Source organism: Qipengyuania sphaerica (genome assembly GCF_019711595.1).
GTDB lineage: Bacteria > Pseudomonadota > Alphaproteobacteria > Sphingomonadales > Sphingomonadaceae > Qipengyuania > Qipengyuania sphaerica.
On record NZ_JAIGNR010000001.1, the window covers coordinates 1,259,599 to 1,274,198 of the forward strand.

14 protein-coding genes are annotated in these 14,600 nt (G+C 62.8%); 3 read left to right on the forward strand and 11 right to left on the reverse strand.

What is annotated here, in order from left to right:
- Positions 1 to 6 precede the first annotated feature (6 nt).
- Both K3178_RS06235 and K3178_RS06240 read left to right on the forward strand, forming a co-directional pair.
- Entirely contained in the window at positions 7 to 975 is a 969-nt protein-coding gene (locus K3178_RS06235; protein ID WP_221570476.1) for a hypothetical protein, read from the forward strand.
- Entirely contained in the window at positions 975 to 2,345 is a 1,371-nt protein-coding gene (locus K3178_RS06240; protein ID WP_221570477.1) for a sensor histidine kinase, read from the forward strand. The genes K3178_RS06235 and K3178_RS06240 overlap by 1 nt, the downstream gene beginning before the upstream one ends.
- Here K3178_RS06240 and K3178_RS06245 read toward each other — a convergent pair whose 3' ends face one another.
- From K3178_RS06245 to gltX, 3 genes are read right to left on the reverse strand one after another with little or no spacing between them, the layout of a single operon-like run.
- Positions 2,346 to 2,537 (reverse strand): hypothetical protein, encoded by a 192-nt coding sequence (locus tag K3178_RS06245; protein ID WP_221570478.1) that lies wholly within the window; start codon positions 2,535 to 2,537, stop codon positions 2,346 to 2,348. It lies immediately after the preceding gene.
- Between the two features lies 1 nt (position 2,538).
- Positions 2,539 to 3,825: a citrate synthase gene (locus K3178_RS06250; RefSeq protein ID WP_221570479.1), complete on the reverse strand. Its 1,287-nt coding sequence runs from the start codon at positions 3,823 to 3,825 to the stop codon at positions 2,539 to 2,541.
- Between the two features lie 41 nt (positions 3,826 to 3,866).
- Positions 3,867 to 5,291, reverse strand: coding sequence for a glutamate--tRNA ligase (gene gltX / locus K3178_RS06255; RefSeq protein WP_221570480.1), 1,425 nt, complete (start codon positions 5,289 to 5,291; stop codon positions 3,867 to 3,869).
- Positions 5,292 to 5,319: 28 nt separating this feature from the next.
- On the opposite strand from gltX, the gene K3178_RS06260 reads away from it, so the two are divergent.
- Complete coding sequence (locus tag K3178_RS06260) at positions 5,320 to 7,506, forward strand: ComEC/Rec2 family competence protein (protein ID WP_221570481.1); 2,187 nt, start codon at positions 5,320 to 5,322, stop codon at positions 7,504 to 7,506.
- Positions 7,507 to 7,553: 47 nt separating this feature from the next.
- Here K3178_RS06260 and lexA read toward each other — a convergent pair whose 3' ends face one another.
- From lexA to trpE, 8 genes are all read right to left on the reverse strand, one after another.
- A complete protein-coding gene (gene lexA, locus K3178_RS06265; RefSeq protein WP_221570482.1) occupies positions 7,554 to 8,246 on the reverse strand; it encodes a transcriptional repressor LexA in 693 nt (230 codons plus the stop codon).
- A 127-nt stretch (positions 8,247 to 8,373) separates the two neighbouring features.
- The gene (moaC, locus tag K3178_RS06270) at positions 8,374 to 8,847 is read right to left on the reverse strand and encodes a cyclic pyranopterin monophosphate synthase MoaC (RefSeq protein ID WP_221570483.1); all 474 of its coding nucleotides are present in this window, start codon (positions 8,845 to 8,847) and stop codon (positions 8,374 to 8,376) included.
- On the reverse strand, positions 8,840 to 9,625 hold the full coding sequence (trpC, locus tag K3178_RS06275) for an indole-3-glycerol phosphate synthase TrpC (protein ID WP_221570484.1): 786 nt from the start codon (positions 9,623 to 9,625) through the stop codon (positions 8,840 to 8,842). Before trpC ends, moaC begins: the two co-directional genes overlap by 8 nt.
- A complete protein-coding gene (gene trpD, locus K3178_RS06280; RefSeq protein ID WP_221570485.1) occupies positions 9,622 to 10,614 on the reverse strand; it encodes an anthranilate phosphoribosyltransferase in 993 nt (330 codons plus the stop codon). The genes trpC and trpD overlap by 4 nt, the downstream gene beginning before the upstream one ends.
- Positions 10,611 to 11,225 carry an anthranilate synthase component II gene (locus tag K3178_RS06285; protein WP_221570486.1) on the reverse strand — a complete coding sequence of 205 codons (615 nt, stop codon included), beginning with the start codon at positions 11,223 to 11,225 and terminating at the stop codon, positions 10,611 to 10,613. Before K3178_RS06285 ends, trpD begins: the two co-directional genes overlap by 4 nt.
- Before the next feature lie 60 nt (positions 11,226 to 11,285).
- The gene (pip, locus tag K3178_RS06290; RefSeq protein ID WP_221570487.1) at positions 11,286 to 12,248 is read right to left on the reverse strand and encodes a prolyl aminopeptidase; all 963 of its coding nucleotides are present in this window, start codon (positions 12,246 to 12,248) and stop codon (positions 11,286 to 11,288) included.
- Positions 12,245 to 13,081 carry a phosphodiester glycosidase family protein gene (locus tag K3178_RS06295; RefSeq protein ID WP_221570488.1) on the reverse strand — a complete coding sequence of 279 codons (837 nt, stop codon included), beginning with the start codon at positions 13,079 to 13,081 and terminating at the stop codon, positions 12,245 to 12,247. Before K3178_RS06295 ends, pip begins: the two co-directional genes overlap by 4 nt.
- The gene (gene trpE / locus K3178_RS06300; protein ID WP_221570489.1) at positions 13,078 to 14,592 is read right to left on the reverse strand and encodes an anthranilate synthase component I; all 1,515 of its coding nucleotides are present in this window, start codon (positions 14,590 to 14,592) and stop codon (positions 13,078 to 13,080) included. The genes K3178_RS06295 and trpE overlap by 4 nt, the downstream gene beginning before the upstream one ends.
- Between the last annotated feature and the right edge of the window lie 8 nt (positions 14,593 to 14,600).

A 14,600-nucleotide genomic window follows, 5' to 3' on the forward strand; every position in this document is an offset into this window, starting at 1 on the left:
CGCGGGATGGACCGGACGATCGCCATGGGTGAAAGCAAGGCTGCCAATGCCTCGGACCTGCGTCGTGCCCTGGCGCAGGGCGATGCTATGCTGGCGGGGATCGAGCCCATTCTCGGCCATCTTTTGTCTGCCCCTGACCATTCGCTTTTCAGCGATGAAATCGTCGCCCGGGTGCGCGGAATGCTGGCCGATCTCGCTCGCCAGGTGCTTTATAATCAGGCCGAGGCAACGGGTGAGCGCGGCCGCGATGCTTTTGCAGAGCGCCATGGAGAGGCACTGGTGGAAACATTCCAGGGTTCCTCCGCACTCCTGCTGCATTGCCACGCCTTGGCAATCGAGTGGCAACTCACCCAGCGACTGGAGATGGAAGCCGGGCTCGATCCGGTTCTCACCCCTCTGCTTCAAAAGATTATCGCCGATTCCGACCCCACAGCATCGAGCGCGGGAATGGCTGCACTTGCGGCGCAAGCAAGATTCGCCCAGTCCCAGCGCCGGATGGAACTGCCGCTGGGAGAATTGCCGGGAGACCTTTTTCACCAGACATTGCTTTCTTGGCGTCATTACTGCGGTGAAACGCGGTCGGAGGCCGTAACGCGGGCCGAAGAGAGGCTACGCAGCGCCTATGACGAGAGCGCAGGCAGGCAAGTGCTGCTGGCACGCCTGCTATCGCTCGCAGGCGGAAGTGTCGGGCGCGGAGCGCTCCTGCTGGATGACGCAGGGGTGGCGATCTTCTTTACTGCGCTTGCAGGAGGGTCACAGCAACCGCGCGAACTCGCGATCCTGTCGAGCCACGAGCGGCAGATCGTACGGATGGCGCTCGGCCTCCATGCGTCGGGCCTCGGACCGGAACGGATCGATGAGGTCTTGCTTCGCCTCCATCCGGGCGCGGCTCCCGTGACCGGGCTCGACGCGATCGGGCAGGGCGAGGCTCGCGACCTGCTGCTCGATGCTTCGCACAGGCTGGGGCAGGGGTGATGGCGAGCATCGGAACCCGCAATTTGGCGCACGGCAAGAGCGATGCCGAAGATCGGCTGATCGAGGCCGATGGCCATCTCGTCGATCTCAACCGGGCGTGTGGGGGATCGGTTGGCGAAACCATCGCGATCCCCGAGCTGCTCGCACTCGTAAGCAAGTCCCGCGAATACGGGCTCAAGCTTTCGCGCCAGTTTCACGCCCGGACTCTGGAAGAACGGGTCACTGCATGGGTGGAGATCACGCCCGACACCGGCGAAACCGCTGGATGTGACATTGCAATCACCGGATGGGAAACCGAGCCGCTCGTAGCGGAGAGCCCGGCCAATCTGGCAGCCCGGCAGATGGAAATCTCGCGCCACCTGGCAGAATGCACTGCACGCCTCGATCCGTCGCAGAACGTAATGTCGATCGAGACGGATGCGCCGGACTTGGTGGAGTTTGCCAGGATTGCAGGCGAGGGCATCGGGCAGCCGTGGACCGTCTTCGTCGAAATTGTCGGCAAGAAGCGCGGGCAGCCCGTAGACTGGCGCGCGCTGGACGGCGCGAAGTGCCGCATACCTGGCTCTGCGCGAGACTGGACGGTGGCGCTCGAGCCTTTGGGCCAGCCTGCACCGGGAAGCTCCGGCTTCGTATTGCATCTCAGCGCAGACCAACCGGCCGGCGATGTCTCCGGATCGGCGCAGGACGACACACCATCGCTCGGGCGCGACCTGACGCCGGTTCTGCGGCAACCGATCAACCGGATCATCGCCAATGCCGAGACAATCCGCACGCAACTAGCTGGTCCCCTGAGGGATGAGTACAGCGACTACGCTGCCGACATCGCCAGTGCCGGCCAGCATCTGCTCGGCTTGATCGACGATCTATCGGATCTCGAAGTTGTAGAAGCAGAGGGGTTCACTACCGCGCCCGACCGTATCGACCTTGCCGACGTGGCACGCCGGGCCTGCGGCATTCTAGGTGTACGCGCCAAGGAGCGGGGGATCACGCTCGAACCACCCGTCGAAGGCGAAACGCAGCCGGCCATCGCAGAATTCCGCCGGGTCCTGCAAGTCCTGCTCAACCTGATCGGGAATGCGATCCGCTATTCGCCGGAAAAGAGCCGTGTCTGGGTGCGACTGGATGCAATGGACGAACAGGCAATGGTGACGGTAGCCGATCAGGGACATGGTCTCGACGATGACCAGCAAGCCAAGGTTTTCGAGAAGTTCGAACGTCTCGGACGCGGGGAAGATGGCGGCTCAGGTCTCGGCCTCTACATCTCGCGGAGGATTGCGAGGGCGATGGGTGGCGACCTTACTGTCGAAAGCGCTCCGGGGCAGGGAGCACGCTTCACACTGTCGGTGCCTGCAGGAGACGGCGCGGGTTGATTAGCGAGCCCGATTGCCGCGCCGGAACAGGAATAGCCCGAGCAGGAATGTAAGGGCACCATAAAGTGCCCACTGTCGCTCGGCGAGCATGAAGCTATCGGCGGGCCAGCTTACAATGCCGAGGCCCTGCAGCGTCCACAGGCCTCCGGAGAGCATGAGCGCCACCCCGAAGACCTTGAGGACGAATGCCATATCAGCGCTGGCCGATGGGAACGTAATCGCGTTCGGTCGGGCCGGTGTAGAGCTGGCGCGGACGGCCGATGACCTGGCCAGGATCCGAGATCATCTCGTTCCATTGCGCGACCCAGCCCACGGTACGGGCAAGGGCGAAGAGCGCGGTAAACATCGTGGTCGGGAAACCGATCGAATTCAGGATGATGCCAGAGTAGAAATCGACGTTCGGGAAAAGCTTCTTTTCCTTGAAGTAATCGTCGTTGAGCGCGAGTTCCTCGAGCTGCAATGCGGTCTCGAATACGGGATCGTTGACGTTGAGCGCTTCGAACACCTCGCGCAGCGTCTGCTGCATCACGGTCGCACGCGGGTCGTAGTTCTTGTAGACGCGGTGGCCGAAGCCCATCAGGCGGAACGGATCGTTCTTGTCCTTGGCGCGCTCGATGTAATGCGGAATGCGATCGGGCGAACCGATTTCCTGCAGCATGTTGAGCGCCGCTTCGTTTGCGCCACCATGCGCCGGACCCCACAGGCAGGCGATGCCGGCCGCGATGCAGGCGAAGGGGTTTGCGCCAGACGATCCGGCAAGGCGAACGGTCGAAGTCGAAGCGTTCTGTTCGTGATCGGCATGTAGAATGAAGATGCGGTCCATCGCCTTTTCGATCGCTGGATGGACTTCATATTCCTCGGCCGGAACACCGAAGGTCATGCGCAGAAAGTTGCCCGTGTAGCTCAGATCGTTGTCCGGCTGCATGAACGGCTGTCCGATGGCATATTTATATGCCCAGGCTGCGATCGTCGGCATCTTGGCGATCAGGCGGTGGCTACTGATCTTGCGATGCTCGGGATCGGAAATATCCGTGCTGTCATGGTAGAAAGCCGACAGCGCGCCGACGACACCGCACATGATCGCCATCGGGTGCGCATCGCGGCGGAAACCCTGGTAGAACTGGCGCAGTTGGTCATGCAGCATGGTATGCCGCGTGATCGTGTAGGTGAAGTCGTCGAGGTCGTCCTGGCTCGGCAGCTCGCCGTTGAGCAACAGGTAGCTGACTTCCATGAAGCTGGAGTGTTCCGCCAGCTGGCCGATGGGGTAGCCGCGATGAAGAAGAACACCTTCCTCGCCGTCGATATATGTCAATGCGCTTTCACAGCTGGCAGTCGACTTGTAGCCCGGATCGTAAGTGAACTTGCCGGTCGTACCGTACAGCTTGCGGATATCGATGACATCCGGCCCGACACTGCCTTCGAGGACAGGGAAGTCCTGCTGCTGGTCGCCTAGGTTGAGAGTTGCCTGCTTGTCGGCCACGCGTGTCTCCTCAATTCATTCCATTCGGTCTGCGGGCCGGGTTAATTTGCCCGAGTTGCCTGCGCGTCGATACGCGCGAGCGACTCTTCCTTGCCCAGCAGGACCAGTACATCGAAAATTCCGGGCGAAGTGGTGGTGCCCGTCAGCGCCGCCCGCAAGGGCTGCGCCAGCTTGCCGAGACCCAGTTCGAGCTCCTCGGCATACGATTTCGTAGTGGCTTCGAGAGCCTCCAATGTCCAGTGATTTTCCTTGGCCAGACGGGAGGACAACTCACCCATGCGGGCGCGGCTCTCATCGTCCAGCAGGGATGCTGCTTTCTCGGTCAACTCCAGAGGTCGTTTGGCAAAGAGAAATGCTGCACCTTCAGCAAGTTCGTCAACACTCTTAGCGCGGGTTTTAAGAACCGGCATGGCCTCCGTCAGTAGCTCGGCGTCCGCTTGCGGGCCTATTTTCCCGGCAACGAGACTTGCAAGCCGCGCATCATCGGCCTCGCGGATGTAGTGACCGTTGAGGTTCTGGAGCTTCTTGATGTCGAAACGCGAAGGGCTTTTCCCGACGCCGTCGAGGTCGAACAGTTCGATGGCCTCATCGCGCGTGATTTCCTCGCGGTCGCCATGGCCCCAGCCAAGTCGAAGAAGGTAATTGAACAGCGCTTCGGGCAACACGCCCTCTTCGTCACGATAGGCTTCCACGCCGACCGCACCATGGCGCTTGGACAGCTTTGCCCCGTCCGCGCCGTGGATCAGGGGAACGTGGGCATAAACCGGATCGGGCCATCCACCTTCGATTTCGTTCATCGCACGGATGACGGGGAGCTGTCGGAAGGCGTTGTTGAGATGATCGTCGCCGCGGATGATATGCGTGACGCCCATGTCGTGGTCGTCGACCACTACCGCGAGCATGTAGGTGGGCGTGCCGTCTGCACGCAGCAGGACGTAATCGTCGATCTCGGCATTCTTCACCGTGACCTTGCCCTGGACCTCGTCTTCGATGACCGTTTCGCCTTCGGTCGGGACCTTAAGGCGGATGACATAGGGCGCACCTTCGGGCGCCTCGTTCTCGTCACGGTCGCGCCACCGCCGGTCGTAACGCATCGGCTGCTTGTTGGCGCGCTGCTCTGCCCGCATCGCTTCGAGTTCTTCAGGCGTGGCGAAGCACTTGTAGGCGTGACCTGCCTCGAGCAGCTGGTTCGCCACTTCGGCGTGGCGCTGGGCACGATCGGACTGGAATACCGGAGGCTCGTCATAGTCGAGACCCAGCCAGTCGAGACCTTCGATGATCTTGTCGATCGCATCCTGCGTGCTGCGCTTGCGATCGGTATCCTCGATCCTCAGGAGCGCGCGCCCGCCGTGGTGCCGGGCGTAAAGCCAGTTAAACAGCGCAGTGCGTGCGCCGCCGATATGCAGGAAGCCGGTGGGCGAGGGGGCAAACCTTGTGACGACCTGTTTGCCGGTTTCGCTTGCCATTGCTTCGTCTTTCCTTTCAGGTGCTTGCATGGCGACGCAGGGGACGCCGCTGGTGCCGTTCGGCGAAGGGGATCCGGCCGCCGATGCTGCAGTGCAGCGCCCTTGGCGCATGCGCGCGGCAATGTCCAGATTCGCGGACGCAATAGAGGGCTTTCTGGCTCGTTCCGGCTTCGACCGGGGGCCATGGCTCGTGGTCGCATTCGCTGCGGGCATTGGGACTTGGTTCGTTCTCGCCAGCCCGTGGCAATGGGTCATGGCGGCCGCCGCCGGCATTCTGTTTTCGCTCGGAGCCATCGCGTTATGGAAAGTTGAGGACGACCGGGCGCATCTGCGTCTGGCAATCTGCGCAATCGGTCTCGCGTTTGCAGCAGGCGTCGCGATCATCTGGGCGCGGAGCGAAATGGTCGGTGCGGAACCGCTGGACCGGCCCGGAATGATGGGCCTCGATGCGCATGTGCTTGAGAGAGAGGAACGACCTGCCGATGGCCGGTTGCGACTTGTGCTGGCTGCCCGCGATGCGGACGCGGGAAGGCCGATCAAGGTCCGGGTGAATGTCCCGATGGAGAAGGACATCGACGGGCTGGATGAGGGCGCGCGCGTCAGGCTCAAGGCTCGCCTCATGCCCCCTTCACCTCCGCTCCTGCCCGGGGCTTACGATTTTGCCCGCAGGGCGTGGTTCGATGGTTACGCGGCGACAGGATCCTTAGTAGGCGAAGTCGAGATCATGGAGCGATCCACCGGGGCCGACGGCGTAATTGCCCGGCTCCAGCGATGGCTTTCTGCACATGTGCGCGACAATCTCGGCGGATCGTCCGGCAGCATCGCTGCTGCTTTTGCTAGCGGGGATCGCGGCTCGATTGCCGAGGCGGATGAGATCGCGATGCGGGATGCCGGTCTCACCCATCTTCTCTCAATCAGTGGATTGCATGTCAGCGCGGTCATTGCCGCGGCCTATTTCCTTGCGATCAAGCTGCTTGCGTTATGGTCCTGGTTCGCATTGCGCGTGCGGCTGCCGTTGGTCGCAGCTGCGGTCGCTGCTGGCGCCGGGATCGGATACACATTGCTGACAGGGGCGGAGGTGCCCACGGTTCGCAGCTGCATCGGCGCCCTCCTCGTGCTAGTCGCACTGGCCCTGGGGCGCGAACCGCTTTCGATGCGGATGGTCGCCGTGGCGGCAACGGTCGTGCTGCTATTGTGGCCGGAATCGTTGATCGGGCCCAGTTTCCAGATGAGCTTCGCGGCGGTGATTGCCATTGTCGCCTTGCACAATGCCAAGCCGGTCCGGGATTTCCTCGCTCCCAGGGAAGAGAGCTGGGCGCGATGGTCTGCCCGGCGAACGCTCATGTTGTTTGTCACCGGCCTCGTGATCGAGATTGCTCTAACCCCGATCGTCCTGTTCCATTTCCATCGGGCAGGGCTCTACGGGGCTTTTGCGAACGTGCTCGCAATCCCGCTGGTCACCTTCATTTCGATGCCATTGATTGCGATCGCATTGCTGTTCGACACAATCGGCCTCGGCGCGCCCTTCTGGTGGCTGGCAGGGCAATCGCTCGATCTCTTGCTGGGAATTGCCCACTTCACCGCCGCGCAGCCCGGTGCGGTCAAGCTGGTTCCGCACATCGGTCTCGTAACCCTCCTCGTTTTCGTAGGAGGAGGGCTGTGGCTCGCGCTCTGGCGGGGGAAGGGCCGCTTGTGCGGCTTGCCTCCCGTGGTGGCTGTTGGCGTACCGCTGCTGCTTAGCGCTTCCGCACCCGACCTGTTTGTCACGCGTGACGGGCGGGATGTGGGCTTGGTTGATCACGACGGACGACTTTTCCTGCTGCGAGAGAAAGCCGGGTCCTACGCCCAGGAGAACATTACTGAACTCGCCGGCACGGAGATCACGCCGATCAATATCGAGCATTGGGCTGGCGCCCGGTGCACCGCGGACTTTTGCAGTTTGCCCATCAGTCGGGGTGAACGGATATGGCACCTCCTTGTTGCGCGAAGCCGCGAACGCATCGACGAACGCGAACTGGCTGCCGCTTGCGAGAAGTCCGACATCGTCATCGCAGCGCGGTGGCTTCCGAGGAGTTGCCGGCCGAAATGGCTGAAATCCGACCGCAGGTTCCTCGAGGAGAACGGCGGGCTGGCGATTTACCTGAAGAGCGAACGCATCGTCACCGTGGCAGAAAGCCAGGGGAGCCACGGTTGGTGGCGCGGCAGCTCCAATTGAAAAGGGCGCCCGGACCCGTCCGAGCGCCCCGATGAGAATTGTAAAGCTTAGTGGTAGCGGCGAAGGAGCCCGGCAAGCTTGCCCTGGATCTGCACGCGGCCCGCTTCGTATACCTGCGGTTCGTAGGCACCGTTCGCCGGGTCGAGCCGGACCATCGGGCCTTCCTTGCGAAGATATTTCAGCGTCGCTTCCTCGTTATCGACCAGCGCGACAACGATCTCGCCATCGCGCGCTGTTTCGGCACGCTTAACGAGGGCAAAGTCGCCGTCGAAGATGCCGGCCTCGATCATCGAATCGCCGCTGACCTCAAGGGCATAGTGGTCACCCGGACCCAGCAGGGCCGCGGGAACGGGCATGGAGGACTGGCCTTCGATCGCCTCGATCGGCGCGCCGGCGGCGATCCTGCCGTGCAGCGGCACATCGATGATGTCGTTGGCCGGTTCAGGCGCCGAGGGTTTCGCTGTATGCTGCGCCACGACGATATCATTAGCCGCCACTGCAGGACGCGAGGGGCTGGTGACCGAATCTTCGGGCAGTTTGATCACTTCGAGCGCGCGAGCCCGGTTCGGCAGGCGGCGAATGAAGCCGCGTTCTTCCAGCGCGGAAATCAGGCGGTGCACACCCGACTTGCTCTTCAGATCGAGCGCTTCCTTCATTTCCTCGAAAGAGGGCGAAATGCCGGTTTCTTCCAGCTTCTGCTGGATGAAACGGATCAGTTCGTGCTGCTTGGCAGTCAGCATCGGATCACTCCCTTATTCCTGTTCACAACCTTGTGAACGAATGTGGAACAATTAGGCAACCAATTTTCGCAAGTCAAGCATTCCCGCCATTTTCGAGGCAGTTGCCTCTGGAACAGGCGTTCCCGTTTCAGTCCCCAGCTCGCCAGGTTCCGGACTTGCCGCCGGTCTTTTCAAGGAGGCGAACGCCTTCGATCATCATTCCACGGTCGATCGCCTTGCCCATGTCGTAAAGCGTCAGCAAAGCGACGCTCGCAGCGGTCATTGCCTCCATTTCGACACCTGTCTTGCCGGTCAGCGAGGCGGTCGCAGTGACGAGGATCGCGTCCGATTCGCGGGTGAAGTCGACTCTCACGCTTTCGAGCCCGAGCGGATGACATAGCGGGATAAGCTCGCCGGTCTTCTTGGCGGCCATGATGCCGGCGATGCGTGCGGTGGCAAGCGCATCACCCTTGGCAGTGCTGCCCGCCATGATGGCTTCAAGCGCCGCGTGAGCCATGCGAATACGGCCCTCCGCAGTCGCGCTGCGGGCGGTTTCGGGCTTTGCGCCCACATCGACCATGCGTGCAGCGCCATGATCGTCGAGGTGGGTGAGTTTAGCCATCGAGTAGCTTCCGAGTGGCCGCCTCGACATCGTCCTGCCGCATCAGGCTTTCGCCGACCAGGAAGCTGCGGACACCTGCCCGGGCAAGGCGTTGGCAATCTTCGTATGTGAAGATGCCGCTCTCTCCGACCAGCAATGCGTCGGTCGGGGCAAGAGCAGCAAGTTGCTCCGTCGTGGAAAGATCGGTCTCGAAGGTCTTGAGATTGCGGTTGTTCACTCCGAGAAGGCGTGACTGCAATCGGGCAGCCCGTTCCATTTCCTCGGCGTCATGGACCTCGACCAGCACGTCCATGCCGCGTTCGATCGCTGCCGCCTCGATCTCCGCCATCAGTGCATCTTCGAGTGCCGCCACGATAATCAGGATGGCATCCGCCCCGATCGCACGTGCTTCGGCCACCTGCCAGGGATCGACCATGAAGTCCTTGCGCAGCACGGGAAGGGTACAGGCAGCACGCGCGGCGACCAGGTAATCCTCATGTCCCTGGAAATAGGGGGCGTCGGTGAGGACCGAGAGGCATGACGCGCCGCCGGTCGCATAGGCTTTCGCGTGTTCGGCGGGGTGAAAGTCGGGCCGGATAAGCCCCTTGGAAGGAGAGGCCTTCTTGATTTCCGCAATGAGGCCGAAGCCAGTTTGCTGCGCGCTTTCGAGCGCCGCCTTGAACCCGCGCGGTGCCGACTGCTGCCCAGCTGCGGCATCGAGTTCGTCGAGTGTGCGCTCCCTCTTGCGCGCAGCAACTTCCTCGCGCTTGGTCGCGCAGATTTCCTCGAGCTTGTTCATTGGGCGAGGGCAATCCAGTCGGCGAGGAGCTGTTTCGCACGACCGGAATCTATGGCCTCAGCGGCCATTTCCGCTCCCTCGGTCCAGTCGTCGGTTTTGCCCGAGACGATCAGGGTGGCGGCCGCGTTAAACAGCACTGCGTCGCGATAGGGACCGGGAGCGCCCATCAACAGCGCCTCAAGAGCCTTCGCATTGTGCGCCGGATCGCCGCCGCGGATGGCTTCGACCGGTGCATGCGGGAGGTTCGCCTGCACAGCGACGACGCGGCGCATCTCGAAATCGTTGCCTTTGACGTCGGCCAGCTCGTTGCCACCTGCAAGACTCAGCTCGTCCAGTCCTTCGTCGCCCGAAGCAATGAAGGTTCGCTCGGTCCCAAGACGCGCCTTGGCGCGAGCGTAGATCGGCACATAGGCCGGGCGCGCAATTCCGATCAGCTGTCGCTTGACGCCAGCTGGATTGGAGAGAGGGCCCATCAGGTTGAATATCGTCCGCACCCCGAGTTTCTGGCGGATGGGCTGGATGCGGCCCATTGCAGGGTGGTGGTTCTTGGCGAAGAGGAAACAAATTCCCAGTTCGTTCAGCGTCTTCTCGGCAGTTCTCCCCGCAGCTTCCATGTCGAGGCCGAGCGCTTCTAGCGTATCCGCCGCACCCGATTTGGAACTGGCTGCACGGTTGCCATGCTTCGCCACAGGCACGCCGCAGGCCGCGACAAGCAGGCTGACTGCCGTCGAGACGTTGAGCGTGTGGTGGCCGTCGCCCCCGGTGCCGCAACAATCGACCGTGCCTTCGGGCGCGTCGATCGGGATCAGGCGTTCGCGCAGGGCACGCGCGGCGCCGGCGATTTCCTCCGACGTCTCGCTGCGCGCCGACATGTCGACGAGGAACCGGCCAATATCGTCATCGGCAATTTCACCTTCGAGTATCCATCCGAAAATCTCGTGCGCATCGTCTTCGGAAAGGTGCGTGTGGGCGGAGGGTAGCTGCTTCATGCCGGGACCTTCGCATCCATGCCGCAGATGGCAAGGAAATTGGCGAGCAACGCGTGGCCGTGCTCGGTCGCGATGCTCTCCGGATGGAATTGCACGCCATGGATCGGCAATTCGCGGTGGTGGAAGCCCATGACGCTCGATCCGTCGAGACCCGGCGTCTCGCTGGTCGCATTGACCGCGAGGCAATCGGGAATGTCCTCGACGATCAGCGAGTGATAGCGGGTTGCGGTATAAGGCGAGGGGAGGCCTGCGAAAACGCCGGTGCCGTCATGCGAGAGGTCGCTGGTCTTTCCGTGCATCAACCCGCCACGTACCACCTTGCCTCCGAAGTGCTGACCGATCGACTGGTGACCGAGGCAGACGCCCAGCAGAGGTTTCTTCGCTTCGGCGCAGGCCGCGACGAGGTCGAGGCTCACTCCGGCCTCGTTGGGCGTGCAGGGGCCGGGTGAGATCAGGTAGCCCGCCGCGCCCTTTGCGATCGCTTCCTGAGCCGTAATGGCGTCATTGCGGACGACTTCCACCTCCGCACCCAGTTCCATCAGGTAATGGACGAGGTTGAAGGTGAAGCTGTCGTAATTGTCGACGACGAGGATCGAGCGGTTGGCAATCATTTCAATCGGTGATTGGCGAGGGCAGAGCCGGCTTTCAAGCAAGGAAAGCTGCCCGCTGCTTCACCCCTCCTTGCCAGCCAGCTTGTCGGTCGCGCGGACAAGGCCATCGATAATGCCCGGTTCGCCTGCGGAATGGCCCGCATCATGGACGATCCATAGTTCGGCCTCGGGCCAAGCCTTCTTCAGCTCCCACGCGCTTGTCGGCGGGGTGCAGATGTCGTGGCGGCCCTGCACGATGATGCCGGGGATGTGCTTGATCTTGGCGACATTCTTCAGGAGCTGCGCCTCTTCGAGGAAGAAGTCCTGCAGGAAGAACTTGGCACAGATGCGCGCGAAGGGGACCGCCTTGGCCGGATCGCCGAAGCTGTCGAGCAGCTTTTCGTCGGGCAGCAGGGTGGCGACATTGCCTTCCCACAGCGACCATTCGCGCGCGGCGGCGAGGCGGGTGGCCTCGTCCTCGCTGGTCAGGCGCTCATAATAGGCCTCAACGAGGTTGCCGCGCTCGGCTTCGGGGATGAGGCCGGAGAAGTCGTCCCACTGCTCCGCCATGATTTCGCTCGCGCCGTAGGAATAGAGCCAGTCCTTTTCCTTCTGGCGGGCGAGGAATACGCCGCGCAGCACGATCTCGCTCACCCGGTCGGGATGCGTCTGGGCATAGGCGAGGGCGAGCGTTGCGCCCCAGCTCCCACCGAAGGCCTGCCACTTCTCGTGGCCGCACATCTCGCGCAGTTTCTCGATGTCCTCGACGATGCGCCAGGTGTCGTTGTTCTCGATCTCGGCGAAAGGCAGAGACTGGCCGCAGCCGCGCTGGTCGAACAGCAGCACGTCGTAGAGTTCCGGGTCCCACTGGCGGCGGTGCGAGGGCGACATGCCGCCGCCGGGGCCACCGTGGAGGAAGACGGCGGGCTTGGCGCCGGGTGTGCCGACGCGCTCGTAATAAAGCGAATGACCCTCGCCGACATCGAGCATGCCGGTCTCATAGGGTTCGATCTCGGGATAGAGGGTGCGCTCGTAGGTGATCATTCGGGCTGTTCCTTCTTCTCCACCACCACGATCGGGCCGATGGGCGCGCCGGTGTCGAGGCGGTTCGTCGACGGGTTCCACAAGGTGGAAACATTGCCGTCGAGATAGAGCGCGTTCTTCACTCCCAGTTCGTCACGGTAGAAGCGCGCGAGCTTGCCGAAGCTGATCGCGGCGTTGGAAATCACGAAATGCGCGCGGCCACGCTCGTCGACGCCCACCGCGTTACGGATAAGGCGGCTCTCGCCATCATGCGAGATTTCGGGATGAAGCTTGCCAGCGACGACCAGCATCGGTCCGGATTGCGTGCCGAAATCGGGGCGGTCGCGGACATTGGCGAGGAAATCGTCCGTCGTACGCACTTCCCAAGTGTCGCCCGTGCCGAAGAACACGCCATTGGGCTTCATGTGGAAATTGCCTTCGCCATCGGAAGTGCTGAGTGTCTGCAAGCGATCGCCGTCCTCGACAAAATAGCCGATGGGCTTGCCTTCATCGTCAAACATGCCGGCGTTCATGACGAAGGCGATGCGGCCCCCGGAGCGGCTTTTGGAATATGTGCTCAGGCTGCGATACGGCGCAGCGCCGGACGGGCTCAGATCCATCGACACCGTGTGGCGTGAAGGCGAGGCGAGGCAGTGCGTGAGCGGGGTGTCCTCGAAGATAATCGAACGGCAGGCGCTCTCAACCTGCGTAGTCCCCGTGGCCGTTGCGCTGGGAGTTGGCGAGGCCGGTGGCGCTTGGCCGTCGATCCGCGTGCGCGTGACCGGTTCGCCCTCGGGCGCAGGGTCGCAGGCGGCAAGCATCATCACGGGAAGGGCGAGTAAAGCGTATTTCATTGTCCGTATCGGGGTTCCTGTGAGAGGCGGACGGCTTCGCGGGCGGCGGCAAACAGCGCCCCGGCCTTGGCCTCGCATTCGCGTTGTTCGTATTGGGGGTCGCTGTCGGCGACGATACCGGCCCCGGCCTGCACATGCATGGTGCCGTCCTGTATAACCGCGGTGCGCAGGACGATACAGCTGTCGAGCGAACCGTCCGGCGCAAAATAGCCAACGCCCCCCGCATAGGGGCCGCGCGTGGCGGGTTCGAGCTCCGCGATGATCTCGCAGGCGCGGACCTTGGGGGCGCCGCTGACCGTGCCGGCGGGAAAGCCCGCAAACAGCGCATCGAGCGCATCCTTCGAGGGATGAAGTTCGCCCACGACATTGCTGACAATGTGCATGACGTGGCTGTAGCGTTCGACGGTGAAGCTGTCGGTGACTTCGACGCTGCCGCTGGTGGCGACACGTCCGACATCGTTCCGCCCCAGGTCGAGCAGCATGAGATGTTCCGCACGCTCCTTGGCATCGGCGAGAAGCGAGGTTTCGGCGGCCCGGTCCTCCTCTGCATTGGCACCTCGGGGACGTGTCCCGGCAATAGGCCGCACCGTGACCTCGTTTTCGCGCACACGCACTAGGATTTCCGGGCTCGATCCGACTACAGCGAATCCGGGAAGGTCGAGGAAATAGAGGAAGGGCGAGGGGTTTACCCTGCGCAAGGCGCGGTAAAGTGCGATCGGCGGCAATTCGAAGGGCGCGGTGAAGCGCTGCGAGAGCACGACCTGGAAGATGTCGCCCGCAGCTATGTATTCCTTCGCCCGCGTTACCATGGCCGCATATTCGCCCGGATCCATCTGCGGCTCCGGCGATGGCTCTGGATGTTCGGCAAACCGCGCCTCGCCTGCTTCATAACCCGCATCGAGGCGCGCCATTGCCACATCGATCCGCTCGCTGGCAGTTTCCATGGCCGCGTTCACGTCCCCGCTGCCCGGCCACAAGGGGGCGATACAGAACAGATTGTCCTTGAGGCTGTCGAACACCAACAGCAGCGTGGGACGCACGAAAAGCATGTCGGGAAGGTCGAGTGCCTGGCTTCCGGCCCGCGGGAGCTTCTCTACCAGCCCTATCGTCTCGTAGCCGAAATATCCGACGAGGCAGGCGAGGGCGGGGGGAAGCTCCTCCGCCACATCGATCCGGCATTCCTCGAGCAGGTTGCGCAGGGCATCGAGTGTCCCGACATCACAGCCGACAAACTCCTCGCGGTCGCTTTTCCAGCTGCGGTTTATCGCAGCCTCGTCGCCCTCGGCGCGAAAAACGAGGTCGGGATCGAGGCCCAGCAGCGAATAGCGGCCGCGTACCTCGCCGCCTTCGACCGACTCCAGCAGGAAATCCCCGCGTCCTTCCTCGATCAGGCGTAGCGCCGCGCCGACCGGAGTGACCGTATCGGCAACGACCTTTCGCCAGACGAGCGCGGGTTTCCCCTCGGCCAGCGCCGCCAGCGCGCGTTCGCGGCCTTCGAGGGACGGGGTCAAGCCGGACC

Coding starts and splice junctions, on each gene's coding strand:
- K3178_RS06235 (WP_221570476.1), top strand. CDS start 7: ATGGACCGGACGATCGCCATGGGTGAAAGCAAGGCTGCCAATGCCTCG.
- K3178_RS06240 (WP_221570477.1), top strand. CDS start 975: ATGGCGAGCATCGGAACCCGCAATTTGGCGCACGGCAAGAGCGATGCC.
- K3178_RS06245 (WP_221570478.1), bottom strand. CDS start 2,537: ATGGCATTCGTCCTCAAGGTCTTCGGGGTGGCGCTCATGCTCTCCGGA.
- gltX (WP_221570480.1), bottom strand. CDS start 5,291: ATGGCAAGCGAAACCGGCAAACAGGTCGTCACAAGGTTTGCCCCCTCG.
- K3178_RS06260 (WP_221570481.1), top strand. CDS start 5,320: ATGGCGACGCAGGGGACGCCGCTGGTGCCGTTCGGCGAAGGGGATCCG.
- lexA (WP_221570482.1), bottom strand. CDS start 8,246: ATGCTGACTGCCAAGCAGCACGAACTGATCCGTTTCATCCAGCAGAAG.
- moaC (WP_221570483.1), bottom strand. CDS start 8,847: ATGGCTAAACTCACCCACCTCGACGATCATGGCGCTGCACGCATGGTC.
- trpC (WP_221570484.1), bottom strand. CDS start 9,625: ATGAACAAGCTCGAGGAAATCTGCGCGACCAAGCGCGAGGAAGTTGCT.
- trpD (WP_221570485.1), bottom strand. CDS start 10,614: ATGAAGCAGCTACCCTCCGCCCACACGCACCTTTCCGAAGACGATGCG.
- K3178_RS06285 (WP_221570486.1), bottom strand. CDS start 11,225: ATGATTGCCAACCGCTCGATCCTCGTCGTCGACAATTACGACAGCTTC.
- pip (WP_221570487.1), bottom strand. CDS start 12,248: ATGATCACCTACGAGCGCACCCTCTATCCCGAGATCGAACCCTATGAG.
- K3178_RS06295 (WP_221570488.1), bottom strand. CDS start 13,081: ATGAAATACGCTTTACTCGCCCTTCCCGTGATGATGCTTGCCGCCTGC.